The sequence below is a fragment of the Gilliamella sp. W8126 genome (assembly GCF_016102185.1).
Taxonomy (GTDB): Bacteria; Pseudomonadota; Gammaproteobacteria; order Enterobacterales; family Orbaceae; genus Gilliamella; species Gilliamella apis_A.
Genome location: NZ_JACFPE010000001.1, coordinates 796,154 through 821,128 on the forward strand (window position 1 = coordinate 796,154; position 24,975 = coordinate 821,128).

The 24,975-nt window shown below is 32.6% G+C and carries 27 protein-coding genes and 1 other annotated feature; of the genes, 12 read left to right on the forward strand and 15 right to left on the reverse strand.

The window, feature by feature from the left end; all coding sequences use genetic code 11:
* Positions 1-73 precede the first annotated feature (73 nt).
* From H3S74_RS03715 to mmuM, 3 genes are all read left to right on the forward strand, one after another.
* Complete coding sequence (locus H3S74_RS03715; protein WP_198247251.1) at positions 74-1,459, forward strand: YdgA family protein; 1,386 nt, start codon at positions 74-76, stop codon at positions 1,457-1,459.
* Positions 1,460-1,527: 68 nt separating this feature from the next.
* On the forward strand, positions 1,528-2,919 hold the full coding sequence (gene mmuP / locus H3S74_RS03720) for an S-methylmethionine permease (protein ID WP_198247252.1): 1,392 nt from the start codon (positions 1,528-1,530) through the stop codon (positions 2,917-2,919).
* On the forward strand, positions 2,919-3,863 hold the full coding sequence (gene mmuM / locus H3S74_RS03725; protein ID WP_198247253.1) for a homocysteine S-methyltransferase: 945 nt from the start codon (positions 2,919-2,921) through the stop codon (positions 3,861-3,863). The genes mmuP and mmuM overlap by 1 nt, the downstream gene beginning before the upstream one ends.
* A 270-nt stretch (positions 3,864-4,133) precedes the next feature.
* Here the strand turns inward: mmuM and hxlB are convergent, their stop codons facing one another.
* The 10 genes from hxlB to H3S74_RS03775 form a co-directional block, all read right to left on the reverse strand.
* A complete protein-coding gene (hxlB, locus tag H3S74_RS03730; protein ID WP_086360713.1) occupies positions 4,134-4,670 on the reverse strand; it encodes a 6-phospho-3-hexuloisomerase in 537 nt (178 codons plus the stop codon).
* Between the two features lie 10 nt (positions 4,671-4,680).
* Positions 4,681-5,331, reverse strand: coding sequence for a ribulose-phosphate 3-epimerase (locus H3S74_RS03735; RefSeq protein ID WP_198247254.1), 651 nt, complete (start codon positions 5,329-5,331; stop codon positions 4,681-4,683).
* 15 nt (positions 5,332-5,346) lie between these two features.
* Positions 5,347-5,862: a YjbQ family protein gene (locus H3S74_RS03740; RefSeq protein WP_198247255.1), complete on the reverse strand. Its 516-nt coding sequence runs from the start codon at positions 5,860-5,862 to the stop codon at positions 5,347-5,349.
* 96 nt (positions 5,863-5,958) lie between these two features.
* Positions 5,959-6,243 carry a PTS sugar transporter subunit IIB gene (locus tag H3S74_RS03745; RefSeq protein WP_034901958.1) on the reverse strand — a complete coding sequence of 95 codons (285 nt, stop codon included), beginning with the start codon at positions 6,241-6,243 and terminating at the stop codon, positions 5,959-5,961.
* Between the two features lie 14 nt (positions 6,244-6,257).
* The gene (locus H3S74_RS03750; protein ID WP_086364285.1) at positions 6,258-7,595 is read right to left on the reverse strand and encodes a PTS galactitol transporter subunit IIC; all 1,338 of its coding nucleotides are present in this window, start codon (positions 7,593-7,595) and stop codon (positions 6,258-6,260) included.
* Between the two features lie 29 nt (positions 7,596-7,624).
* Positions 7,625-8,080, reverse strand: a complete 456-nt coding sequence (locus tag H3S74_RS03755; RefSeq protein WP_086364284.1) for a PTS sugar transporter subunit IIA — start codon at positions 8,078-8,080, stop codon at positions 7,625-7,627.
* Positions 8,070-10,046: a transcription antiterminator gene (locus tag H3S74_RS03760; RefSeq protein ID WP_198247256.1), complete on the reverse strand. Its 1,977-nt coding sequence runs from the start codon at positions 10,044-10,046 to the stop codon at positions 8,070-8,072. Before H3S74_RS03760 ends, H3S74_RS03755 begins: the two co-directional genes overlap by 11 nt.
* Positions 10,047-10,272: 226 nt before the next feature.
* The gene (locus H3S74_RS03765; protein WP_110447777.1) at positions 10,273-11,073 is read right to left on the reverse strand and encodes an AraC family transcriptional regulator; all 801 of its coding nucleotides are present in this window, start codon (positions 11,071-11,073) and stop codon (positions 10,273-10,275) included.
* 25 nt (positions 11,074-11,098) lie between these two features.
* On the reverse strand, positions 11,099-11,653 hold the full coding sequence (locus tag H3S74_RS03770; protein WP_198200015.1) for a YbhB/YbcL family Raf kinase inhibitor-like protein: 555 nt from the start codon (positions 11,651-11,653) through the stop codon (positions 11,099-11,101).
* A 101-nt stretch (positions 11,654-11,754) separates the two neighbouring features.
* A complete protein-coding gene (locus tag H3S74_RS03775; protein ID WP_110447775.1) occupies positions 11,755-12,363 on the reverse strand; it encodes a riboflavin synthase subunit alpha in 609 nt (202 codons plus the stop codon).
* Positions 12,364-12,557: 194 nt separating this feature from the next.
* On the opposite strand from H3S74_RS03775, the gene crcB reads away from it, so the two are divergent.
* Both crcB and H3S74_RS03785 read left to right on the forward strand, forming a co-directional pair.
* The gene (gene crcB, locus H3S74_RS03780) at positions 12,558-12,935 is read left to right on the forward strand and encodes a fluoride efflux transporter CrcB (protein ID WP_086357986.1); all 378 of its coding nucleotides are present in this window, start codon (positions 12,558-12,560) and stop codon (positions 12,933-12,935) included.
* Between the two features lie 105 nt (positions 12,936-13,040).
* Positions 13,041-13,439 (forward strand): cell division inhibitor SulA, encoded by a 399-nt coding sequence (locus H3S74_RS03785; RefSeq protein ID WP_110447774.1) that lies wholly within the window; start codon positions 13,041-13,043, stop codon positions 13,437-13,439.
* A gap of 606 nt (positions 13,440-14,045) precedes the next feature.
* On the opposite strand, the gene H3S74_RS03790 is transcribed toward H3S74_RS03785, so the two are convergent.
* Positions 14,046-14,672, reverse strand: a complete 627-nt coding sequence (locus tag H3S74_RS03790) for a TetR/AcrR family transcriptional regulator (protein WP_198220331.1) — start codon at positions 14,670-14,672, stop codon at positions 14,046-14,048.
* Positions 14,673-14,891: 219 nt separating this feature from the next.
* Between H3S74_RS03790 and H3S74_RS03795 the strand changes: the two genes are divergently transcribed.
* The 3 genes from H3S74_RS03795 (at position 14,892) to H3S74_RS03805 (ending at position 17,618) form a co-directional block, all read left to right on the forward strand.
* Positions 14,892-16,103 carry a Tm-1-like ATP-binding domain-containing protein gene (locus tag H3S74_RS03795; protein ID WP_198247257.1) on the forward strand — a complete coding sequence of 404 codons (1,212 nt, stop codon included), beginning with the start codon at positions 14,892-14,894 and terminating at the stop codon, positions 16,101-16,103.
* 11 nt (positions 16,104-16,114) lie between these two features.
* Positions 16,115-16,948, forward strand: coding sequence for a phosphoenolpyruvate hydrolase family protein (locus tag H3S74_RS03800; protein ID WP_086364579.1), 834 nt, complete (start codon positions 16,115-16,117; stop codon positions 16,946-16,948).
* Positions 16,949-17,201: 253 nt separating this feature from the next.
* Positions 17,202-17,618 (forward strand): DoxX family protein, encoded by a 417-nt coding sequence (locus H3S74_RS03805; protein WP_110447771.1) that lies wholly within the window; start codon positions 17,202-17,204, stop codon positions 17,616-17,618.
* A gap of 69 nt (positions 17,619-17,687) precedes the next feature.
* Here the strand turns inward: H3S74_RS03805 and H3S74_RS03810 are convergent, their stop codons facing one another.
* Together H3S74_RS03810 and H3S74_RS03815 are read right to left on the reverse strand one after the other, a co-directional pair.
* The gene (locus H3S74_RS03810) at positions 17,688-18,563 is read right to left on the reverse strand and encodes a DUF4261 domain-containing protein (RefSeq protein ID WP_198247258.1); all 876 of its coding nucleotides are present in this window, start codon (positions 18,561-18,563) and stop codon (positions 17,688-17,690) included.
* 297 nt (positions 18,564-18,860) lie between these two features.
* Positions 18,861-19,772, reverse strand: a complete 912-nt coding sequence (locus H3S74_RS03815) for a zinc-dependent alcohol dehydrogenase family protein (protein ID WP_198247259.1) — start codon at positions 19,770-19,772, stop codon at positions 18,861-18,863.
* Between the two features lie 227 nt (positions 19,773-19,999).
* Here H3S74_RS03815 and waaZ point away from each other — a divergent pair, with 227 nt between their 5' ends.
* A complete protein-coding gene (waaZ, locus tag H3S74_RS03820; RefSeq protein WP_198247260.1) occupies positions 20,000-20,755 on the forward strand; it encodes a 3-deoxy-D-manno-oct-2-ulosonate III transferase WaaZ in 756 nt (251 codons plus the stop codon).
* A 7-nt stretch (positions 20,756-20,762) separates the two neighbouring features.
* Here waaZ and H3S74_RS03825 read toward each other — a convergent pair whose 3' ends face one another.
* The gene (locus tag H3S74_RS03825) at positions 20,763-21,044 is read right to left on the reverse strand and encodes a hypothetical protein (RefSeq protein WP_146208320.1); all 282 of its coding nucleotides are present in this window, start codon (positions 21,042-21,044) and stop codon (positions 20,763-20,765) included.
* 314 nt (positions 21,045-21,358) lie between these two features.
* Positions 21,359-21,910, reverse strand: coding sequence for a cysteine hydrolase family protein (locus tag H3S74_RS03830; protein ID WP_198247261.1), 552 nt, complete (start codon positions 21,908-21,910; stop codon positions 21,359-21,361).
* Between the two features lie 106 nt (positions 21,911-22,016).
* Here H3S74_RS03830 and H3S74_RS03835 point away from each other — a divergent pair, with 106 nt between their 5' ends.
* The 3 genes from H3S74_RS03835 (at position 22,017) to hisD (ending at position 24,975) form a co-directional block, all read left to right on the forward strand.
* Complete coding sequence (locus H3S74_RS03835) at positions 22,017-22,409, forward strand: Lrp/AsnC family transcriptional regulator (RefSeq protein ID WP_065613034.1); 393 nt, start codon at positions 22,017-22,019, stop codon at positions 22,407-22,409.
* A 195-nt stretch (positions 22,410-22,604) separates the two neighbouring features.
* Positions 22,605-22,730, forward strand: a sequence feature (His leader region).
* Positions 22,731-22,769: 39 nt separating this feature from the next.
* Positions 22,770-23,669: an ATP phosphoribosyltransferase gene (gene hisG / locus H3S74_RS03840; RefSeq protein WP_198247262.1), complete on the forward strand. Its 900-nt coding sequence runs from the start codon at positions 22,770-22,772 to the stop codon at positions 23,667-23,669.
* A gap of 4 nt (positions 23,670-23,673) precedes the next feature.
* Positions 23,674-24,975, forward strand: coding sequence for a histidinol dehydrogenase (hisD, locus tag H3S74_RS03845; protein WP_198247263.1), 1,302 nt, complete (start codon positions 23,674-23,676; stop codon positions 24,973-24,975).

Below are 24,975 nucleotides of genomic sequence, written 5' to 3' on the forward strand. Positions count from 1 at the left end.
TTTTTTAATCGAAAATCATGAAAGTAAGTTATATTAAAAAATAATTAAAAGTAAAAAAATTGAGAGAGTAAACATGAAGAAAAGTACACTGGCTATTGGCGTTATTACAATATTAGGCCTTGGTTATGTTGGTATAGCTTGGCATACAGGCAATGTAATTGAAGCTGAATTAGATAACACATTAAAAAATCTAACAAAACAAGTTAATAGTTCACAAAATGATGTTGAAGTACAAATCACCCATTCCAATGATGAAAAGGGTATTTTTTCAACTAAAACACATATAAAAATTATCGCTGAATCTGCAAGTGCATCCTCGACTATCACACTATACGATGAAGATGTCATCATCCATCATGGACCATTCCCGCTAGCAGCTTTAAAACAAGGTACTTTTTCGCCACAAATGGCTTGGCTTGAGTATCAAGGTACAGAAAAATCTAACCCAATTTTATGGAAACTTGCTGGTAACCAACCATTTGCAAAAGGGCATATCAATTTATCTTATTCTGATAATCTAACCATTAACCTGACAACACAACCGATTGTTTTGAGTGATCAAGATCCTAATTATCAATTTCTTGAAGGTAAACTCGAACTAGGCCAAATTGATTATAGTGTGTCTGGTAACCTAGGATTTGAAACACCTTCTTTTTCATTGGTTATTGATAATTTAAATTATAAAAGACACGATGGTGATGAGATTAAACTAAAAAATTTAAAAGTTGATAATAAAATTGATTATAAAAATTATTTCTTCGAAGCACAAAATAGTGTTGATGATTTATTTGTTAATTTAAAGGCTAATACCGATAAACCAACAATTGCGCTTAAAAATTTTGCAATGGACTATAAATTTACCAATAAAACAACTGGCCTTGAAGGTAACATGGATATTGCAATTGATGCTTTTAATTACGGCAAGCAACAAATGGGAAATGGTACTTTTGAACTTAATGTTCAAGGGTTAGATAAATCATTTTTTGACAATTTTGAGCAAATATCTTGGTTATTAGATTCAGCTAATAACTCAAACATCACCAATACTAAAATAGACATTAAAAAATTTCATTGGCACAATGCTTCTGGTGATTTCAATTTTAGTGCATTAGTTGATATTGCTAACCTTAACCAAATGACAATTTATGATAGAGACATTGACAAAATTAACCAACTTTCAATAAATCTTGAAGCACCATTTGCTGTAATAGCGAGATTTATGTCACAAATAGAAGCTCCTGAGTCAGAACAAATAACCGATAATCAGCTACAAAGAGCAAGCAATAATTTACAATTAATGACACAAATGGCACTGAGCAGATCGCCATTAGTCACCTTTAAAAAAGGTAATACCTCTGGTATATTTAGCGAACTTGATTACTTAAAATCAAACGATCAAGTGACTATCAATGGCAATAAAATTAGCAAACAAGAATTTCTAAACAATTTAAACTTCTAATCTAAAGAATTCCGCCTATCATCAGGCGGAATACCATTTAAAAAACAATTTAATGAGTCAAAAATTATATGAACAAAAACTCTTCTGCTGTGCCTGAAAATCAATTTAAACGGTCAATGAAGACACGCCACTTAATCATGTTATCACTAGGTGGTGTTATTGGAACTGGATTATTTTTTAATACTGGGTATATCATCGCTACTGCTGGCGCCATTGGTGCTATTATTGCTTATTTGATTGGTGCAATTGTTGTCTATTTAGTTATGCTTTGCTTGGGAGAGCTGGCCGTTGCGATGCCTGAAACTGGCGCATTTCATACTTATGCTTCAAAATTTATTAGTCCTGCAATCGGCTATACTGTTGCTTGGCTCTATTGGTTAACCTGGACTGTGGCATTAGGCTCAAGTTTTACTGCTGCAGGTTTATGTATGCAATATTGGTTCCCACAAGTATCAGTTTGGGTTTGGTGCTTAGTTTTCTGTGTAGTGATTTTCTTATTAAATATTATTACCGCACAATTTTTTGCCGAAAGTGAATTTTGGTTTTCTATTATTAAAGTAATTACTATTATTGTATTTATCATCGCTGGTAGTGCGGCTATCTTTGGGTTTATTCCAATGAAAAATAACCTACCTGCTCCATTTTTGCACAATATTACCGAACATGGCTGGTTTCCTAATGGTATTATTCCTATTGTAATGACCATGGTATCAGTGAATTTCGCATTTTCAGGAACAGAACTTATCGGTATAGCCGCTGGCGAAACCCATCAACCGGAAAAAACCATTCCACTAGCCATCAAAACGACTATCCTACGATTGATTATCTTTTTTGTTGGTACTATTTTTGTGTTAGCAGCCCTATTACCAATGGAACAAGCTGGCGTTATTAAAAGTCCATTTGTTGAAGTATTTGAAAGTATCGGAATTCCTTATGCTGCTGACATTATGAATTTTGTCATTTTAACTGCTATTTTATCCGCAGCTAACTCTGGATTATATGCATCTGGTCGCATGTTATGGTCGCTATCTAATCAAGGTACATTGCCAAAATGCTTTGGTAAATTAAATCCAAAAGGTATTCCAACTACTGCTATTGCCGTTAGTATGATTGGAGGATTATTAGCTTTGTTCTCCAGTGTTATTGCTCCCGATACTGTATTTGTAGGCTTAACGGCAATTTCAGGATTTGCCGTTGTTGCTGTTTGGTTAAGTATTTGTGCTTCACATTACTTTTTTAGAAAACAACTCTCAACATCTGAAATACAATCACTAAAATATAAAGCCCCACTTTATCCATTAGTGCCAATTTTAGGGTTTATATTATGTTTAATTGCTTGTATTGGACTGGCTTTCGATCCTGAACAACGGATTGCCCTTTATTGTGGTATTCCATTTGTAGTGGTTTGCTATATCGCCTATCATATTACCCGAGCTTATCAACAACGAGTAAATCGATAATGTCAAAAGAAAATCCTCTCTCGCAGTTATTAAACCAAAATAACTACGTAATTATTGATGGTGCTTTAGCAAGTGAGCTTCAGCGCCGTGGTTGTGATCTTAATGATAGCTTATGGTCAGCTAAAGTATTAATTGATCAACCCGATCTAATTAGACAAGTTCATTATGACTATTTTAATGCAGGGGCGGATTGTGCTATTACCGCTAGCTATCAAGCGACACCATTAGGTTTTGCCCCAAAAGGGATATCACTTGCCGAATCAATAAATTTGATAAAACAAAGTGTAGCACTAGCTCAACAAGCCAAGCAGCAATATCTAGATCAAATTAAGTCAGATAAGTTATTAGTTATCGCTGGTTCGGTAGGGCCCTACGGAGCCTATTTGGCAGACGGTTCAGAATATACTGGTAATTATCAACTTAGTGAAAATGAGTTTATTGATTTTCATCAGGCCAGAATGCAAGCACTCATTGAAGCAAAAGTTGATATTTTAGCTTGTGAAACCCTACCCAACTTTGTTGAAATAAAAGCGTTAGCTAAATTGCTACAACAATATCCAACAATGACAGCATGGTTTTCGTTAACGTTAAAAGATGCCAATCACCTTAGTGATGGAACTCCACTTGTCGAAGTGATTGATTATCTAAATCAGATTGATCAGGTGGTTAGTATCGGTATTAATTGCATTGCCTTAGAAAAGGTCTCTCTAGCATTAACTGAATTACAAACACTCACGGCGAAACCCTTAATTGTTTATCCTAATTCAGGCGAGCAATATGATCCAACCACTAAACAATGGCACAAAGATCATCAACATAATTGTACCTTTGATAATCAATTGCCAGTCTGGATCAAGTTAGGGGCCAAATTGATTGGTGGCTGCTGTCAAACAACTCCAAATGATATTGCACAAATTGCTCATTATTTAAAAGCAGCTAATTAAGTATAATCGATAGTTTACATTTATAGCTATAGACCAATAAATCAGCACCGTTAATTAAATCGATAAGATAAATTAACGGTGTTTTGTTATATAATTAAGAATTTCATAACCTAAAAAGCCCCTCTCCTCAAATTTTTTGCTTCAAAAAAGTGCTTTCCTCAAAATTTTTTGGCTCACATTTAATAATGAAATATTTATCGTTCTCATTTAAGATTGGAACTACTGTAATAAGTAGAATTTTATCTCAAGGGTGTAAGTTTAGTTTGCATTCTATTCAATATTAGCATGACGGTTTTTCATTAATTCTGGCGTCTGTTGCAATTCTGTCATTAGACTGTAAACAATGCTGTCATAAGTGAGTAATGATAGTTGTTCAAACGTACTGCCCATCGGTTGATTTAGTTCAAGCACTTTTATTGGAATTGCCACAATATTATCCGCTAACTTAGCTAAGCTAGAGTTACCATTGGTAGTAAATAGTATTATTTTAACGCCAAGTGCTTTTGCTTGATTAGCATAAGCAATTAAGCTTTTGGTTTCACCGGAACTCGATCCTAAAATTAATAAATCACCGACATTTGCTTTTGGTTTACTAATTTCAGTTATCAAGCTAACATTCAAGCCCAAATGCATTAATCGATTAGCAAATGCCCCAATCATTAACCCAGAGCGACCGGTCCCAGCAAGAAAGATGTGTTTTGCTGCAATAATGGCATTTTTAAATTGGCTAAGTTGTTCCTCATTGATGGAGCTTACTTGTGCTGATATTTCAGTTAATATTTTTGATAATACATCTTTGGTATCCATTATTATTTCCCTATTTGATTGCCGCTTTTAATCTTTCTATGTTGCTTTCAAGCGGATTATTGTTAAAGATAAATCCCCCCGATACGATACTGTTTGCGCCAGCCGTAACACATGAAGATATGTTTTGATCGCTAATATTGCCATCAACCTGAATATCGTAATGATAATTACCGATTTGTTTTATACTTTTCAATTGTTCTATTTTTGGTAACGTAAAAGGTAAAAAACTTTCATTTTTTTGGCCAGGATTGACCGTCATGACTAAAACCTGATCGACCTGAGGTAATAACAGCTTCAGATTTTCAACTGGTGTACAAGGGTTTATAGCTATACCGACTTTAATATTACTATTTTTAATTTTATTAATAATATATGAATGATGCGCCGTTGCTTCATAATGAAAGGTAATAATATCAGCTTTAGCATCAATAAAATCAACTATGGCTAATTCAGGTTTTTCAACCATTAGATGGCAATCTAAAATAAAATCAGTATGCGCTTTTAGATTTTTAACAAAACTAGCATTAAAGCCTAGATTGGGTACATAATGATTATCCATTACATCAATATGTAGTTGGCGAATACCTAAAGTTTGTAGATTTTCTAGAGTTTCTTTGATCTGATAAAGATCAGAATTAAATAGTGATGGAGACAGTATCATTATTATCTCCTTTTATTAACGACCCATCAGCATAAAATTCACATTACGTTTTCTTTCACGTAGTGCATCCCAATCGACAAAATAAATTCGTCCTAACTGCCCTAATAATGGCTGACCATCTTTGATAATTAATACTATTGAAAAATTACCAAACAGTGATGATTTGATATGAGCATCGGTATTTAACATAACCCATTTTTCAGCTGGATAATTAGGATCACTAAGACTTAAACCAAATTCAACATGCTTTGGACCCGGTGAGTTATATTGATTTTCGCTGGTCATCCGTGGAGCAATTTTTTCTAATGTATTGTTGATATCAACTTGCAGAAATTCATCACCAAAAAAATTAGTATCGTGCATACATTCTTCAAAAAAAAGTGAACATGTTGTATGGCTAGTAGCTATCGTTAATTGACCATTTTGGATATTGGATTGCTTTACAAACTGTTTTAATTGCTCAGTAATATCGTGGTATGAATGCCTACCTGCAATCGTGTTGATTTCAATGGCATGATGAATAATATTCATAATAGTTTATTCCTTATTATAGCCCCATCTACTTTGTAGCTAAGCTTCACAAAATAAATGAGGCGATCATTATCAAAACTTAAAGTTGAATTTAAATTAAATAGCTAAACGCTTTTTCAATTCAGCAAAAAATTCATTTAATCCAACACCAGTAAGTAGTGGTAACCCATTAATTACTTTTGCTTTAATTGAATCAGGTACAATAGTTGTGCTTACAACCACATCATAAGAGTCAATCTTATTAAGTTCATCAGCAATCTTAGATTGATAAATTTTTACCTGATCTGTTAATTTTTCATCACTAAGCCATTTATTAACTTTGCTTACTGCGATAGTCGAAGTTGCATGCCCTGCACCACACATGATAAGTAAATTTTTCATATTATTATTCCCTTTTAATACATTTCAATTTTTTTGATTTTGTTGATATAGATAAGCAAGCAAAGAATAACTAACGCTAAACCAATTAGACCAATAAAACCAAGCTGAGTTAACAACAGTACGAATAAGGTTACTGGCCATAATCCACATAAAATGACAGTAACAATACCAGCAGTACCTACATCGTAATTAGCCAAATGGAATACATCAGTAATAACTGGAGCAAGCCATGTTGCCATATATAAGCAGACGACCAAATAGATGGTGCCGCCTAAAATTGAACGAATAATATTCCCTTTGAAAAACGGTACCATTAAACAGATGCCAAAGGCATAGAAAGCTAAATCACCAAAAGGTAGTACTTTATTACCCGGTAAAATTAAGGCTAATAATAATGAAACAGGTACCATAATTAACGCAGTTGCCATTACCGCAGGATGACCAACAGTTAACGCAGCATCCATGCCGATGTTAACTTGTTTGCCATTGAGTTTTTTACTGGTAAATTCACGAGCAGCATCAGCAACTGGAAGTAAGCCTTCCATAAACATTGCCACCATTTTCGGCATAATTTTCATGATTGCAGCAGTTGAAATCGCTAATTTACCAATTTGTGGAACATCGTAATTAGCTAAGATGCCAACAACAATACCGATGATTAAACCAATTACCACTGTATCACCGAAAATCCCAAATCGTTTGGTTAATGTTTCTGAATCAGCATTTAATTTATTTAGTCCTGGAATGCGGTCAAATATCCAATTTAATGGAATTGCAACAATTGCCCCTGATAATGCCATAAGGTGAGTAACGGCAATACCCGGATATCCAAAGAAGGAACTAATTGGTTTTTGTAAAAGATCAGCTAAAAACCATTGCAACATTACTGCAGTGATACAACCAATAATACCAACCCAATATTCACCGGTTACTGAATAAGCCACTAAGCCGAGGAAAATTGCAAACCAGAAGTTCCAGATATCAACGTTTAACGTTCTAGTCCAACCGAGTGAAATAAATAAAAAGTTAATAATTAATGAAGCAGGAATGAGTAATAATCCCAATGTGGTTGAGAATGCTAACGGGCCACCTACTCCACAACCAATATCCATGATGCTTAATGACGTTCCATATTGCTCACCCATTTTTTGAATCGCAACACCTAACGTATCTGATAATAAACCAATAACTAAACCAAGACCGACAATACCAATACCGACGGTAATACCAGACATCATCGCTTTGGAAAAGCTAACTCTGAAAAACAAGGCGATAATAAAAATGATGATAGGTAAAAAAACGACCCCACCTAAATTTATTAGCCATTGAAAAATATTAATGACACTATCCATTTGTAACTCCTTAATAAAAATAATCCATCCTATTTAACACCAGCGCTATTTAAAATAGAGATAAATTCGTTAGTTGATTGACATTGTTCTAATAATTTTATTTGCTCCTCATTTTGAAATAAGCCGATTAAATTTTGTAAATTCTCAACTTGTTCATGTGGCTCTTTCATTGCTAACATGAAAATAAATTTGACCGGTATTTGCTCTTTATCATCGGTCATACCAGAAAAAATCACCGGATTTTTTAGTGATGCAAAACAAATTTGCGATTGATTCACTTTTGAGGAATCGGTGTGGGGAATTGCAAAACCAATCGAATTAACTAATAAACCAGTAGGGTATTGCTGTTCTCTTTCTAAAATACCTGTTAAATAATCTTGTTTAACAATGCCATGTGACAATAACATTTGTGCCATTGTGGTTAAGATCTCTTCTTTGGTTTTTGCCTCAATGTTAAATAGGCATAAATGTTGATCAAAGTACATTCTTGATTCCTCTTTGATTATCCAAAAATTGTTTAAGTTGTTTAAAATTTGTGAGATTTTTTAAGGATGAAATTACTTGTTTATTTGAAACAATTTCATAAATTTCGGTAAAAACATCATTAATGCTATTGATATTGTCTTCGGAAAGACTAACCATAATAATAATACTGACATCAATCATGCCCCATTTTATTGGTCGTTTGAGGGTCATAATTGAGATACTCGATTTAATAACAAACATTGGCGAGCCATGCGGTAAAGCAATACCGTTTTCGATTGAAGTGTCGCCAATTTCTTCTCGATATAAAACTGAGTCACGATAGTTTCTGGTCACTAAGCCTTTATCTTCTAACTTACTTATCAGCAAATTAAGGCAGTCACTTTTATGTTGAATATCAACATTTAATTCAATTAAATCCGCATTGACAAATTTGGCGGTAGATGGGTAATAATTACCTTTGTCTGAAAAATCGGATTGTTTATTCAAGACATAGTTAGCGTAAGCTTGAATAATATTTTGATAGTCTTGTTTGTTCAACAAAGATGATATTTTGACCATCGGTTTATTAATATTTTTGATATCCAGAGTGGTGATGATCAAGTCGACATTACTAAGCTTAGTCGAATTCAGTTTAGCCACAGAATACACTTCAATATTATCTTTAGATGGCAAAAATTTGCGGACTTTATTTAAGATTAAATTTGATGATGAACATCCATATTGACATATAATAACGATGTTATTGGCATCAGCAGCTTTATCTAAGGCTATTTGGAAATGAATCAATAAAAATGAAATTTCATGATCATTTAAATGAATATCAAATTTACGTTCTAAGTCTGAAAGTGCATACCATAACACACTAAATAATTTCGAATATTCCTGTTTTATTTCATCTAATATTGGATTAATAATACGAATTTGCTTTTGTAACCGAGTAATCATCGGTGGAAAATGCGACAATAATGAGTGAAATAATTTGCCATCACCAGAGAGATCGACACTTTCAATATCGCCTATTTTTTTGATAATTCTACGAATAATTTGCTCATAAAAACTATCATCAACAATGACATTTTCATCAATAATACGATGAGCAAAAAACAATTTACTTAGGTATTTAATATCATTGGTCGAAAATGTCACAGTAAAAGTTAACTCTAACGTTTTAGCCAGTTCAGAGGCAATCAAATAAGATTGCATATATCGGATATGATTAAATAAGAAATCACTCTCTTCAGGAATTGAATAACCTAAACACAATCTTTTTAGCTGAATGGTGATGGATATCAGTAATGAAGATAAATAATGCTCTGAAGATTGTAAAACTACTGATTCAAAACGTTCAAATAATAACTGAGTTATCTGTTCAAAAGAGTTATCGCCAATAAATGATTTCATCAATTGATTGAGATAATAATCATCTTGTTTATGAATATACAAAGATAAGAAATGTTTAATCGCTCGTTGAATTTGATTTTCATTACCGTCAATACAAATTCCTTTATGAGTGACATTTAATAGAATATTTTCTTGCTCAAGAGCCCGATTAATAAATTCAATATCTTTGTGTAACGATGTTTTACTGACTAAATAATCATCAGATAATTGTTCCAATGATACTGATTCGCTTTTAAGTAAACAGCGTTTGACGATATCTAATCGACGGTATTCAGGACTTAAGCGTCGTGATTTTTGATTGAAATAGCTATGACTATTTTTTTGTTCTAAATAGCTAATAATCGGCTCAACATCCGTTTTTTCACCTACTAGCATTAGCCCTTTACGGGGAGACTTTTCGATTCGAATATCCGTATTCGGTACCGTTATTAACTGTTCATTTAGTTTTTCAATATCGTAATATACAGTTTTAGTTGAAATTGATAATTTTGAACTAAAAAAAGCAGCCGGTTTAAATTCCGATTGGCTAAAAAGTAGTTTAAGTAATTTGATTTGTCGTTCCATTACTCAACTCCTTTTTCTAATTGTTGTTGCAATACATTCATAACTTGATGATTTAAAGTATAGTTAGTTAAATAAATAAGACGATTACATTTTTTTCCAGATTAATCTGGAATAGAATGTGATCTTAATCAATGTAAAATAATGAGATTGACTGAATATCAAGCTTAAGATGGGGTATTTGTTTTAATGTAGATAACCAATAATTGGTGGGTATTGAGATAGAAACTTATTCAGAACGTAACATCTTAGGCGAAATGCCAAAGCGTTTTTTAAAATAATGGGTAAAGCGAGAACCACTATCATAACCAACTGATTGAGCAATAGTTAATATTGATTTTTGGGTAGTTTGTAATAAGACCAACCCATAATTTAAACGTACATCTAAAATAATTTGTGATAAATTTTGCCCTTCTCGAGCTAAATAACGCCTTAAAGTTGATTCGCTCATTGCAAATTGATCAGCGATAACTCTTAGTTTCCATTTTTTATCAGGTTGTTGGCTAATCATTTGTCTTATCTGGTAACTGATGCTAGTGTTATTATTGGCTTTAAAAACAATGCCTATTGAGGATAACCTGATTAATAATTCTAAAAATAGATGTTTAACTAACATCAAATTCATCCTAGAATCGTTCACTGAGCTATTTATCAATTCAGATTCTATTTGTGATAAACGATTAATAAAATTATCTCTTAAATCAGTTTCGACTTTAATCTTTTTAAGGGGTTTAGGAATAATTTGTTTATTAGAAGATGCAAATTGATTTAGTAATTCATCATACCAACTAAAACATATTGCTTGGTAAGGTGTATTATTAATCGACAAATTAGTCATATTCAAAATGGTATTCGCAGGAATAGCAATAATCTGCCCTGCTTTAACACTAAGTGTTTCACCATTCCACTCAACTAATTTTTCACCACTAATAACATATACCAGTAACGGCTGACTGTTTTCAATATATTTTAACTTATGGTTACCATGTTGAGTAATATGAATAATCTGCCCGATTAATTTAAAATCCAATTTAGTCTAACCTATTAATTATTGCCTAACGAGTGTAATGATAAGTGATACTTGTTTTGGCTATTTGATGTGCATTTGCAATAAATCCTATCATCGCGGGTGTTGTTTGATCAGTCACATCAATACGGTCAATATCAAGAGCATAAAGTGTAAACTGATAACGGTGATTGCTGTTTTCCGGTGGGCATGGACCACCATAATTAATCGTACCATAGTCATTGCGAATTAATTGACTACCTTTAGGTAATAATTTAGGTTGATTACCAGCTGATTCAGTAATAAGTTGGCTTTGCACAGGAATATTTACCACCTGCCAATGCCACCAACCGGATCCCGTCGGTGCATCAGGATCATACATGGTCAATACTAAACTTTTAGCATTAGTTGGAACATTCTGCCATTCAATTTGCGGTGAGATGTTATCGCCAGTACAACCAAATTGATTGGAAATAAATTTACTAGTAAATCCATCTTTAGCTAATTCTGGAATGATTAATTTTAATTGATCGGCTAAACAATTAAAAGGTGCAAGCATCGCCAAGCTTAATAATAATGGTTTAAAGTGTTTTGCTATAAACATGTTGTTTCCTTTTTTATTAACGTATGAATGTTTAACAATAAACCATTATTAACTAACAATCAGTACACTATCAGCCAATTTAGGTACAAATTAGCTTAACTTTATTTTTTCGTTGCTAATACCCTTTCCACCGTATCAACGATAGCTTGAGTTTGTGAATCAATTTCAATATTTACTTCATCACCAATTTTTTTACTATCTAGAGAGGTAATCGCTAATGTTTCAGGAATTAGATGGATATTAAATTGATTATCTTTTACTTCTCCTACCGTTAAACTTGCACCATCTATACCAATAAAACCTTTATATAAAACATATTTCATAAATTTTTCTGGCATGGCTAACGTCATTTGACAGTTAGTTGCTGTTTTTTGGATGTCAATAATGGTGGCTCGGCAAGATACATGACCTGACATTACATGACCACCAATTTCATCACCATATTTTGCACTTCGTTCAATATTTACCAAATCATTTAACTTTTTACTACCGAGAGTTGTTAAGGCTAACGTTTCTTGCATAATATCAAAAGTAACCCAATCATCTTTAAAATCGGTCACGGTTAAACAACATCCGTCGTTAGCAATGGATGCACCAATTTCGATATTCGGTGTTAATTTTGCTGGTAATTTTACCTTATAAGTACGTAATTTATCTTGATCGATGATATCAATAATTTGACCAACACCTTGAACGATTCCTGTAAACATTATTTTAACCTTTATAATTCATCATTATTATCAGCTATTTTAACGCAAACCAATAAAAAATAATAATGATTACAATCAAATGATTTTGGTTAGCCTAGCTAATAAATGAAATAATTTACTCAGCAAAAAGATACCCATTTTATTAGTCTACTGATATGATCATGGTTAATTAATGATTTAAAGGTTTACCATTTATGTTAAAACTTATTTTAGCAATTTCGGTCGGTTCAGTTGCTGGTGGTTTATTACGCTGGTTTTTATCGTTAAAGTTAAATGTGATTGCTTTTACTATTCCGTTAGGGACATTAGTTGCTAATTTAATTGCTGGTTATATTATTGGTTTCGCCATTGCCTTTTTTAATCACTCTACCCTATCTTCTGAATGGAGATTGTTAATAATTACTGGTTTTTGTGGTGGATTATCGACTTTCTCCACCTTTTCAGCTGAGATTGTCAATTTTCTTCAAGAAGGACGTATTGGTTGGGGATTAACTACCATCGCTATTCATGTTGCAGGTTCAGTATTAATGACGTTTTTAGGGATTTTGACCTATCAATATTTTCGTTCATGAAGATATATTACACTATAATAATATAAAAAATGAGCAAAACGGTATTTACAACCTCAAAATACTGTATTAATATACACTGTATAAACAAACAGTGTAGAGATTATTATGCTTATTGAACATTCATCACCACAACTTATGGCTATCAATTTTGAAACACCTTTTCAACAAGTGTTGCAACAGCAGAGACCTTTATTACGTTCGTTCAATAAAGAAAAGAAATGGCAATTATGGCTATCAGATCGTCCAATGTTAAAACGTTCATGGCTGAATATTGCTGGGCTTGATAAACAAAAAGTCGTACATTTAGCTAACCTAACTAATAATAATTTAGTCTCGACTATTGAAAAGGCATTACAAAGTAAAACCTGTAGTTATGTGGTTGCTTGTATTAACGATCTTAATGAGCAAGATAAACAACGTATAGAACAAGCCGTTTTAACCAGCGATACTTGTTTATTCTTAGTTCACGATGAGCAAAGTCAGCAATCTGTTCAATACCACTAATTTGAAAATTAACCTTTCAAATATAAAAGTATTTGGCATACAATTTAATTATTTTCTTTACTAACTTCAATTATCATAAAAAGACACTATCTAATCTAGCAGTGTCTTTTTTATTTATTATCCGATCATTAATGTTAAATCACCTGATAAACTAAATTGTTTACTACTGTGAAAGAATAAGCGAGCTTTTAAAAAGTTTATTAAATGTTGGATTAAGTTTTTAATCACTTTTTTAACAAACGAATAACATTAAAACCATCAAAAGGTTGGCAAACTAATATTGGTTTTTATTTAAGAAAATAATGGTAAATTGCGCTACAAGACTTTAAAGTTTCTAATGAATTGAATGCTGTTATTAAAAATATTTTTAAACTTACCTAATAAGACACTGTATTTATTATTCTAATTAAGATTAAAATTGATAATAGGTTAAATATTGTTATCGAAAAGAGGAAATTTAAGATTACTCTGTATTAGACTTATTTATACTTAATGCATAAATTAAACTAGCGTATCATAACTTACTGTATTTTAAATATAAGTTATAATTTTAGTTAAAACTATTGCTAAAATGTAATTAAAAAATTTTAACCGAATTTAGAACAATCAAGATTCAGTATTCGATTCATCTTGCACTTCTTGTTTAGCTTGATTAATGATAGCTTTAACAATCCATTGTGAAAGATCTATTACTTGTTCACTGTCAAAGTTCCAAATATCTTTTAACACCATGAATATTTCAGAACCATATATGATTGAAATTGAGTAGATAACTTTATCAAAAAGCTCATCAGATAATTGTGCTTTGAGTGGCTGTAATAAATTGGTAAGAATTTCCTTACGATTACCTCGCACAAGTTTTTTAGTCTTTTCAGTTAATTGTGACCGTTCATCTGCCCATTGTTTTAAAGAGAGGCTTAAAGCTGCACGTAATGTTCCCTCATGTTTTAACATTTGTGGCAAAGCAAAAGCTAAAAAATCATTTATCCGATCTTCGACATTTTCTTTATCTGATTGCCATAAGAATATTGGACTAAGTGATTGTTCAACAGCCGCTGATATTAAATCGGTTTTAGTCGGAAAATAGCGATAAGCAGTAGCTCTAGAAATACCTGTTCTATCTGATAATTCAGTGATAGATATCTCTTTACCCTGCTCTAAAGCCTCAATCGCAGTTTCGATAAGACGATCGTAAGTTCTTTTTTTGGCTCCAGAATATTTCTTAGAAATCATTAAGCTATCTATATTCATATTTTTATTTATTGCCAATTAGTAAACTTTTGTAAATTATACAACTTTTTTTAACATAACTATAATATTAAAAAAATTTTTAAAAAAATTTAAAAAAAATGAGACTAATGTCTCATTTTTAGCTTATAATCGTCAAAGTAGTAATCGCTGATAGTTGAGTAAGAAGTATCGAGTTCTATTTTATCTGTTAAGGAGAAATAAATGGCATCGCATAATATGGTTTACTTGGTCGCGACACTAGACACAAAAGGAGAAGAGATTGTTTACGTCAAACATTTACTTAGTAAAAGAAATGTTGAAAGTAAAATCGTTGATATCTCCACTAAGCAACCACATTCTTTTAATCACATTGCTGATATTAGTGCTAGCACTGTTGCTAAATATCATCCCGAGGGTGAAAAAGCTGTTTTTGTCACCGATAGAGGAAAGGCTATCGTTGCAATGGCTAATGCATTTAAACAATTTTTAATAGCGCAAAATGATGTTGACGCTATACTCGGTTTAGGTGGTTCGGGTGGTACCGCATTAATCACTCCAGCTATGCAAGCACTGCCTATTGGCGTACCAAAGTTGATGGTTTCAACTATGGCTTCAGGTGATATATCAGGATATATCGGTGCAAGTGATATTGCCATGCTCTATTCCGTTACAGATATTGCTGGCGTAAATGTTATCTCAAGAAAAGTACTCGCCAATGCAGCTAATTCTATCGCAGGTTCAGTGTTATTTAAAACGCAAGAACAAGTTGAAGATAAGCCAGCAATTGGATTAACCATGTTCGGTGTTACTACCCCGTGTGTTCAATCACTTTCAGCAAAATTAAATGATAAATACGATTGCTTAGTTTTTCATGCAACGGGTAGTGGCGGTAAGGCAATGGAAAAATTAGCTGATAGCCATTTATTAAAAGGTGTACTTGATATTACGACCACTGAAGTTTGTGATCATCTATTTGATGGAGTACTTGCTTGTGATGAAGATCGATTTGAAGCCATTGCAAGAAGTCAAGTTCCATATATTGGATCATGTGGTGCCCTTGATATGGTTAATTTCGGTAGCCCAGATACTATTCCAGAAAAATATCGAGATCGTCTGTTTTATCCTCATAATCCACAAGTTACTTTAATGCGAACCACGCCAGAAGAGAATAAAATCATGGCAAATTGGATCGCTACTAAACTAAATAAATGTCAAGGTGAAGTCGTTTTTATTATTCCTGAAAGTGGTTTTTCTGCACTTGATATTGAAAATGGGGATTTTTGGTCACCGAAAGCGGATCAAGCTTTCATAGATGAGTTTGAAAAAGTCTTTATTCAAACTGAAAAACGACGGTTAATAAAAACCTCGCATCATATTAATTCACCAGAATTTTGTAATTTAGTTATTAACGAATTTAAAAATATAATTAAATAATGGAGAAAATTATGAGTAGTAAACGTGCTCAATTATTAAAAAAATTCCATGATATGATTGCTAAAGGTCAACCAATCATCGGTGGAGGAGCTGGTACAGGATTATCGGCGAAATGCGAAGAAGCTGGTGGTATTGATCTGATTGTAATTTACAATTCTGGTCGTTATCGTATGGCGGGTCGCGGATCGCTAGCTGGCTTATTAGCTTATGGCAATGCCAATGAAATTGTTATGGATATGGCAAAAGAAGTATTACCGGTTGTAAAACATACTCCTGTTTTAGCTGGTGTAAATGGCACCGATCCTTTCTGCCAATTTGATCAGTTTTTAGATCAAATTAAAGCTACCGGTTTTGCTGGCGTACAAAACTTCCCTACTGTCGGTTTAATTGATGGTAATTTTAGAGCTAATCTTGAAGAAACAGGTATGGGCTATGCGTTAGAAGTTGAGATGATTCGCAAAGCACATGAAAAAGATCTGTTAACTACACCATATGTATTTAGTGAGCAAGATGCTATTGATATGACCAAAGCTGGAGCGGATATTTTAGTTCCACATATGGGCTTAACCACCGGTGGTAGTATTGGCGCCCAAACCGCATTAAAACTTGCGGATTGTGTACCTTTAATCAATCAATGGGCTAAAGCAGCTAAAGCAATTCGTCCAGATATTATTATACTTTGCCATGGCGGACCTATTTCATCCCCTGAAGATGCAGAATATATTTTACAAAATTGTCCTGATTGTAATGGTTTTTACGGCGCAAGTTCAATGGAACGTTTGCCTACAGAAACAGCATTAACTCAGACAACAGAAAGATTTAAGTCTATTCGACACCAACAATAAGTAAGCAATAACGGTGCGACGACTCGTCGCACTGCTATTTTTTCTATTCACAAACATAAGCAAATTATACTTATATCATCTTAATTTTCAGTTATAAAAATTGATGATAATTGTCTATTACTTTACTATTGATTGTTAACTGTGAGACAATCTTAATTGCAGTATCCTATGTTTTAAAAGAGTAATAACGTTTTTAAGAAATCTTTATGAGTTTCATTATTGTTATTTTGCTAACTTAATATAGGAAACCAAAATGAAAGAATATCAAACTGATGTAGCTGCATTTGTATTACGAATTGCTTTAGGTATGATGTTTTTAGCCCATGGTTTTACCAAACTACTTGTTCTAACCCCAGAAGGTACCGCAGAGTATTTTCATACTCTTGGCTTTCCTAGCTTTTTTTCTTATATCGTTATCGTTTTTGAAATTGGTGGTGGCGCACTATTGTTACTCGGTATTTTAACCCGTGCAGTAGCGCTAATTGCTTTTTTTCAACTAGCAATAATAACCATTGTACATTGGACTAATGGTTGGTCATTTACCAATCCTGGTGGTGGTTGGGAGTATCCAGCTTTTATGTCATTAACCGCTTTTAGTTTGGCATTATTAGGAACTGGGCGATTTAGTGTTTTAGCTGGTAAAAAATATCCACAAACGATTCAACAATAAGATGCTAAGTATTTAGGAAAGGTAAAGCCAAATATTTATTACCTTTCCTAAAACTCGAATAATATAAAATTAGTTATTAATTTCAATTACTAAAAGATCACCCTGATCTTTTAAGAAATACTCATCATCTTGAGGCGCTCGTAATGACATCATACGATTATCCCCCATTTCCATGGTATCGCCAGGATTCATTATTGCTTGACTTTGTCGCAAATAATTTAAAATGTTACTAAACATATCAAAATAATATTCACTTTCTTCATAACTATTGGCTAATGCAGCAAAATTAGGTAAACCAAATTTATTAGCACCATAAGTACGCATCCAAATCCCTTTAATATTTTCTATCTCATATTTAACAAAACCACAAAACAACAAAGGTAAACACTCCCCTAAAGTGGTTAAACCATCTTTTTCCGAAGCTAGTGAATTAATAAAGTTAACTGGTAATGAAGTATGGGCATCCTCATTAATTACTGCTAACGCATTAAATTGTTCAAAGCATACCGCTAAACGAGTTAAAGCTAAGTATTGCTCTAATACATTTTGTTCATAGCCGACATAATATAATAATAAATGACTATCACTTTCATAAACTTGTTGTTTTATTTCTTGACTATAACTTGCTGGTGCAACACATGTTTCTAATACAGCTTTAGGATAAGGAGCATTAAGACCAAATACTCTAATAACATGTTTACCCCAACTTACTAAAATACACATACCTTCTTCAAGTTGTCCGAACGGAGTTTCATATCGAATATCTTTTATGGTCGGATCAATCGATTTAAGTTTTGCTAATAATTCATCGTTATTAATATTAAGCGCACCGCTAAATACAATACTTACGCTAATGGCATTTTCAATATCAGGATTTGGGACAATCGAATTATCCATCTGTTTTGATTCTGTTTTTTTAGCAAAAAAACGAGAAAATATACCCATTTCATATTCCTTATGACAACTATTCTAAATTAAATCAAAGTTTGTGCATTTTATAGTAATTGACGATATAAAACTTAAACAATAATATCCACTTACATATATTAAGTAAATATTTTATTTATCAATTTTCACCATTGTAAATTTTTTAATTCAATAATTAAAAAGTCAATCAAACATCGAGTTCTAAGTGGTAATAATTTGCGACTTGGGTAAATAGCATAAATATTTAAATCCTATTAATTAATAAATATTAAAACATCGATGATTTAATCAAATATTAATAATGGTTTATTGTTTCTATAGGGGGTGCCGATAAGTTTTTATTGCTTCTAGCCAATCATTAAATTCAAATAAATTTGCTACATTTAAATCATTTGCATCTAGTATGGGCCATATGTCATCAAACATCTTTAGCCACTGATTTTGACTTATTTGCTTTAAATAGTGACGAATATGAAACCAATGAACTTTTGGTAATCGTTTTTTAGGTTGAAAAAAAGCACCTGAAAGCAGACCATAAGAGACAAATTCACTTGACTCAGGCATATGCGCCAAAATTGTTTCGGCAAGCTCACCACCAACAGCATCAAAAACAATATCAGCTTGTCTGGCAAAATATTCGATAGTTTGCTTATCATCTTGCTTTATATGTTTAATTGTATGTTTATTATAATATTGAGCATGATTATCAGAACGACAGATAACTGTAACAGATAAAGCTGCAAATTTTATTGCCCAGTTACATAACAATTTTGCGCAATCCGATCCCGCGGCAGTAACTAAAATATGCTTTCCTTGTGGCGAATAATGTTTCAGCATTAACCATGCTGCAACTGGGTTAATATAGGCTCTGGCAGCCGTAATATCACTAATTGAATCGGGAACTTCAATAGCAAATTCTGCCGGTAAATCGACAAAATTCTGCCACGTCCCTCCTCCTCTTAAAGGTAAAACTCGTTTTCCTATCAGATGTTGATAAGATAGTGGAGCTTCTATAACTTTACCTACGCCTTCATAACCAGCAATTTGCGGCAGTGTGATACGATGTTGGTAAGCGCCAGTAATTGGAATAAGATCTGAGGCATTAATTGGTGCATATAGCATTTGAACTCTAATGTAATTTTCTTTTAAAAAAGGTTTATTTGAATATTCAAGTGTCAATACTTGTTCTGGTAGTCCAAATTTTCTATAAAATAAAGCTGCATTCAAGTTTGCTTATTCCTATTTTTAAATTTACTATGACTAAAAAGTATAATATTAATTCATTTAACACTTAGAGCGTCAATAAAACCTTAACGTAAATTAGCTATTTTATTTATAATAATCAATTCTTTGTTAAAAGATATTATATTTAGTAACTAAAATAATATATGCAACATTACATTTTTGTTTCTCTAATGTTAGTATAATAGATAATATATTTTTTGAGTAAAACAATGAAGATAACGAACAAAGTATTACAATTATTAAAAAATGACATTAGTGATGAATGTATTATTTATTTATCTGGCCCATCTTCATTAAAGACTCCTGAAAAAATATTACGCAAAAAGAGTATTATAGCTGTAAATGGAAGTATTGGTTTTTTACAAAATAATAATATACCTGTTTTTGCCTATATTGTCTGTGATGGTTCATATTACGAAAATAACAAATCTTTATTTTTTAAATATTCCTCATATAGCAAATACACTTTTATTAGTCCAAATGTTTTTAATAGAGCAACTCCCTCTGAAAAGGAAAAATTATTAAACACGTGTTTTATAATGAAAGATCTTTGCAAATCTAGGGGAGGACCAGGTAGGAAAGTTAGATATACAATCAAATCCCTAATTTACAAGAATATTTTTATAAAATGTTCTTTTTTAAGAAAAGTAAAAACTATTGGATTTTCAACTGATATTTCTTATGGCCAATTTGGCAGTGCTACAGTTGCATTTACAGCATTGCAACTAGCTATAACGTTAAAATTTAGAAACATTTACTTTTCAGGTTTGGATATGAAAGGAAAATGCCAAAGATTTTATAAAGAAGACATAGCTCAACCAACAAGTCTTCAAAAAGATTTTGATTTAATATTAAAATCATTTTCTTTTTTAATGCAAAAGCAATACGGAAATATTTATAATTTATCAGAAGAAACTGCAATACCTTATGAAGTTATTCCTTTTGTTAACGTTAATACCATATAAAATAAATTTATTGTGTTTTTATCATTAATGATTCAATAAAATCTTCTACTATTTGATAAGCTTTTTGTGCCCCTTCTAAATTCATATCAATGAAAGTTTGATCATAAATTGGCATATTATCGTCGTCATTTTCATTTTCGATACTATCTCTAATATTAAATATATAGAAAACTGATACATTCCAATCTTGATTATACTCATAAATATAAGTACACCTTAAAACACTTTTACGATAGAAATTAATTTCTAAAGCTTCTGTTTGCGAAGGTAACCAATCTACTTGAGTCATAATTAGGGTGTTTTGATGTGGATAAAATCTATGTAATTCGATGCCATTATTAAATGGTTTTGATAATCCAATGCATCCGTACAAATATAAATATTAACGAAAACGTATAAATACCATGAAAAAATGGTAGCATGAAAAACCCAAAAAAATATAACTATTAATATGATTAGCAGGATGAGCCATATAAAATCCAATTTATAAAACTAGCTATAACAAAATTCCTTTCAGTTAGGATTATCACGGATAAATATTTATGTCAAAAAATGAGGATTTTTTATTAATCCTCAAAAATTAAGAAAAAGTATTTTAACTTATTAATTTGTTTCAATGAATGATTCAATATTCATTACTGTTGCAAATCGCATCAATGCCGACATAAAGCTATTATGAACATCTGACGATGAAATAATATTACCGTTAAATTCAAGATCACGGGTAGTACAAGCATCATGAATTAAAATTGGTTGGTAATTGAGTTCATATGCACAACGAATTGTAGAATCAACACACATATGACTCATCATGCCACAAATGACCAGCTGGGTTATTTCTGCTTGCTTTAACTTCTGCTGTAATTGTGTTTGATAAAAACTATTCGGATAAGCCTTTTCAATCACAAATTCATTATATTCTTGAATAGGAAGTAATTTAGGATGTAACTGACAACCATAACTATTTTTAACAAAGAAAACAGCATTAGCATCTTGGTTAACGTGCTGGATATAAATAATCGGTAATTGCTTTTGGCGGAAATAATTTTGTAGCTTTAAGGTACATTGCAATGTCTGTTCGGTATTGTTTAATGGGTATTTTCCATTGGGAAAATAATCATTTTGTACATCAATAATCATCAATGCTTGAGTCATTTTGCTCTCCTTTGTAATGTTTTGTGTTATTATTTTGAAATAATCAACCTCTAAATGACATAGCAAATTGAAGTAATAAACCTCAGTCAGCTTTCAAATTGAAAATATGGATAAAAAAGATCACGCTATCTTAAATGAATTAAGACAAAACAGTCGTCAATCCTGGCGCGAGATCGGCGAGAAGGTATTCTTATCAAGTCAAGCTGTGGGGCAACGTGTACAAGAGTTGCTAAATAATCATATTATAGAAAAGTTCACAATTAAAGAACCAAAACATCAATTACAATTTATCACTATTTACATGAACTCAAATCAATTTGAATCTTTTGAAAAATTAGTAAAATCTGTTAATGAAATTTCTGAGTTTTATAAGATTACTGGTGACGGTTGTTATATGATAGTTAGCTGTTTTGAAAATGATGCATTGGATGCTTTCTTAACAAAAATCTCGATTTATGGCCGATATAAGGTCAGCCATCAATTAAAACAAATTTTATAATTTAATCTATTTCTGTTATTTAAACATGACAAAAATAAATAAGATAGATAATTAAAAAATTTCAATTTTTTATATTTTTTTAATAAATCGACAAAAATAAGTTGCGAGTTAGTCATTTGTGTTATATGTTGTACAACAGTTAAATTTAAAGGTTTTATTTTTTATGAATTGTTTTTGTGTTTTCGTTACTAAACATCATCATCACCATCATTCCTGAATAGTCTTCGGGCGATTGGTGCTGGAAGACAAAAGGTCTTCCGGTGATATCGCAAAAGCATTTAGAGAACCCTCGGAAGATCAGTCTTCCGAGGGTTTTTTATTTGTGGTTTATAAATTTATTTAAACAAGTTGGAGAATAATATGTTGGATAATTCACGTTTACGTATAGCAATGCAAAAATCGGGACGTTTAAGCGATGAGTCGAAAAAATTATTGGCTCAATGTGGCGTAAAAATCAATTTGCAAGAACAACGCTTAATTGCTTTTGCCGAAAATATGCCAATCGATATTTTACGAGTTCGCGATGACGATATTCCTGGACTAGTGATTGATGGTGTTGTCGATATTGGTATTGTCGGTGAGAATGTGTTAGAAGAAGAAGTTCTTGATAGAAGAGCCGAAGGTGAAAATCCACAATATAAAACCTTGCGTCGCCTAGATTTTGGTGGCTGTCGCTTATCAATTGCAGCTCCTCGTGATTTTGTTTACAGCGGACCAGAATGTTTAAATAATTTACGCATTGCAACCACTTATCCTCACCTGCTCCGCCGTTATCTTTCACAATACAATGTCAATTTTAAAACCTGTTTACTTAATGGTTCTGTTGAAGTTGCACCACGAGCAGGCCTTGCAGATGTAATTTGTGATTTAGTATCTAGTGGGGCCACACTTGAAGCTAATGGTCTACAAGAAATTGAAGTAATTTATAAATCGAAAGCTTGTTTAATTCAACGAGAAGGTGAAATGTCACCAACAAAACAAGCATTAATCGACAAAGTGATGACGCGTATTCAAGGGGTAATTCAAGCTCGTGAATCCAAATACATTATGTTACACGCTCCAACAGCCGTTTTAGATCAAGTTGTATCATTATTACCTGGCGCAGAAAACCCAACCATTTTACCATTAACGGGTGAACAAAATCGGGTAGCTCTACATATGGTGAGTACTGAATCATTATTCTGGGAAACCATGGAAAAATTGAAAGATTTAGGCGCAAGCTCAATCCTTGTATTACCAATTGAAAAAATGATGGAGTAATTAAATGAAACTATCATATTGGCAACAATGTTCTAAAGAAAAACAAGCAGAATTACTGACTCGTCCTGCTATAGCTGCTTCTGATACTATTAGCCAAGCGGTTAAAGATATTTTGATTCAAGTAAAACAAAACGGCGATGAAGCCCTAAAAGAATTAAGTAATAAATTTGATAAAGTACAAATTAAGCAAATCAAATTAACTGAAGATCAAATAAAAACTGCGACTAGCCGTGTTAAACCAGAATTAAAACAAGCGATGCAATTAGCTGTAAGTAACATCGAAAAATTCCACCAAGCACAAGTTAGACAAACTATAACTGTGGAAACGATGCCGGGCATCAAATGTCAGTCAGTCACCAGACCAATTGATTCGGTAGGACTGTATATACCAGGAGGTTCGGCACCTTTATTATCTACCGTATTGATGCTAGCAATACCAGCTAAAATTGCTGGTTGCCGTAAAGTAATTTTATGTTCACCACCACCTATTGCTGATGAAATTTTATATGCAGCAGAACTATGTGGAGTGAGCGAGATTTATCAGCTAGGTGGTGCACAAGCAATTGCTGCAATGGCATTAGGTACTGCATCAGTACCAAAAGTTGATAAAATATTTGGCCCAGGTAATGCCTATGTGACCGAAGCGAAGCGTCAAGTTAGTCAAAGGCTAGATGGTGCAGCTATAGATATGCCAGCTGGACCTTCAGAAGTATTGGTGATTGCAGACAGTTTTGCTAATCCAGCATTTATTGCCGCTGATCTACTTTCTCAAGCTGAACATGGTCCAGACTCTCAAGTAGTACTACTAACACCCGATGAAAAAATTGCTCAAGCTGTTTCAATTGAAGTAGATAAACAACTAGCACAACTGTCACGCCAAGAGATCGCAGAAAAAGCTTTACAAGAAAGCCGACTTATTGTTACTAAAGATTTAGAAGAATGTGTGAATATTAGTAATCGCTATGGACCGGAACATTTAATTATTCAAACGCAAAATGTTGATGAATTAGTTGATAAAATTAATAGCGCTGGCTCGATATTTTTAGGTGATTGGTCACCGGAATCAGCAGGTGACTATGCATCGGGTACTAATCATGTTTTACCTACTTATGGTTATACAGCTACTTATTCGAGCCTTGGTTTAGCTGATTTTCAAAAACGTATGACAGTACAAAAATTGACTACTGAAGGTTTGCAAGCAATCGGTAATGCTGTTGAGCTAATGGCTCAAGCTGAGCAACTTACCGCCCACAAAAATGCCGTAACTATTCGTTTAGCTAAACTTAACTCAGATTCTGAAAAATAG

Bases quoted from the DNA above. Each gene is read 5' to 3' on its own strand.
- H3S74_RS03715 (WP_198247251.1), top strand. From the start codon at position 74: ATGAAGAAAAGTACACTGGCTATTGGCGTTATTACAATATTAGGCCTT.
- mmuP (WP_198247252.1), top strand. From the start codon at position 1,528: ATGAACAAAAACTCTTCTGCTGTGCCTGAAAATCAATTTAAACGGTCA.
- mmuM (WP_198247253.1), top strand. From the start codon at position 2,919: ATGTCAAAAGAAAATCCTCTCTCGCAGTTATTAAACCAAAATAACTAC.
- hxlB (WP_086360713.1), bottom strand. From the start codon at position 4,670: ATGGATACCAAAGATGTATTATCAAAAATATTAACTGAAATATCAGCA.
- H3S74_RS03735 (WP_198247254.1), bottom strand. From the start codon at position 5,331: ATGATACTGTCTCCATCACTATTTAATTCTGATCTTTATCAGATCAAA.
- H3S74_RS03740 (WP_198247255.1), bottom strand. From the start codon at position 5,862: ATGAATATTATTCATCATGCCATTGAAATCAACACGATTGCAGGTAGG.
- H3S74_RS03745 (WP_034901958.1), bottom strand. From the start codon at position 6,243: ATGAAAAATTTACTTATCATGTGTGGTGCAGGGCATGCAACTTCGACT.
- H3S74_RS03750 (WP_086364285.1), bottom strand. From the start codon at position 7,595: ATGGATAGTGTCATTAATATTTTTCAATGGCTAATAAATTTAGGTGGG.
- H3S74_RS03755 (WP_086364284.1), bottom strand. From the start codon at position 8,080: ATGTACTTTGATCAACATTTATGCCTATTTAACATTGAGGCAAAAACC.
- H3S74_RS03760 (WP_198247256.1), bottom strand. From the start codon at position 10,046: ATGGAACGACAAATCAAATTACTTAAACTACTTTTTAGCCAATCGGAA.
- H3S74_RS03770 (WP_198200015.1), bottom strand. From the start codon at position 11,653: ATGTTTATAGCAAAACACTTTAAACCATTATTATTAAGCTTGGCGATG.
- H3S74_RS03775 (WP_110447775.1), bottom strand. From the start codon at position 12,363: ATGTTTACAGGAATCGTTCAAGGTGTTGGTCAAATTATTGATATCATC.
- crcB (WP_086357986.1), top strand. From the start codon at position 12,558: ATGTTAAAACTTATTTTAGCAATTTCGGTCGGTTCAGTTGCTGGTGGT.
- H3S74_RS03785 (WP_110447774.1), top strand. From the start codon at position 13,041: ATGCTTATTGAACATTCATCACCACAACTTATGGCTATCAATTTTGAA.
- H3S74_RS03790 (WP_198220331.1), bottom strand. From the start codon at position 14,672: ATGATTTCTAAGAAATATTCTGGAGCCAAAAAAAGAACTTACGATCGT.
- H3S74_RS03795 (WP_198247257.1), top strand. From the start codon at position 14,892: ATGGCATCGCATAATATGGTTTACTTGGTCGCGACACTAGACACAAAA.
- H3S74_RS03800 (WP_086364579.1), top strand. From the start codon at position 16,115: ATGAGTAGTAAACGTGCTCAATTATTAAAAAAATTCCATGATATGATT.
- H3S74_RS03805 (WP_110447771.1), top strand. From the start codon at position 17,202: ATGAAAGAATATCAAACTGATGTAGCTGCATTTGTATTACGAATTGCT.
- H3S74_RS03810 (WP_198247258.1), bottom strand. From the start codon at position 18,563: ATGGGTATATTTTCTCGTTTTTTTGCTAAAAAAACAGAATCAAAACAG.
- waaZ (WP_198247260.1), top strand. From the start codon at position 20,000: ATGAAGATAACGAACAAAGTATTACAATTATTAAAAAATGACATTAGT.
- H3S74_RS03825 (WP_146208320.1), bottom strand. From the start codon at position 21,044: ATGACTCAAGTAGATTGGTTACCTTCGCAAACAGAAGCTTTAGAAATT.
- H3S74_RS03830 (WP_198247261.1), bottom strand. From the start codon at position 21,910: ATGACTCAAGCATTGATGATTATTGATGTACAAAATGATTATTTTCCC.
- H3S74_RS03835 (WP_065613034.1), top strand. From the start codon at position 22,017: ATGGATAAAAAAGATCACGCTATCTTAAATGAATTAAGACAAAACAGT.
- hisG (WP_198247262.1), top strand. From the start codon at position 22,770: ATGTTGGATAATTCACGTTTACGTATAGCAATGCAAAAATCGGGACGT.
- hisD (WP_198247263.1), top strand. From the start codon at position 23,674: ATGAAACTATCATATTGGCAACAATGTTCTAAAGAAAAACAAGCAGAA.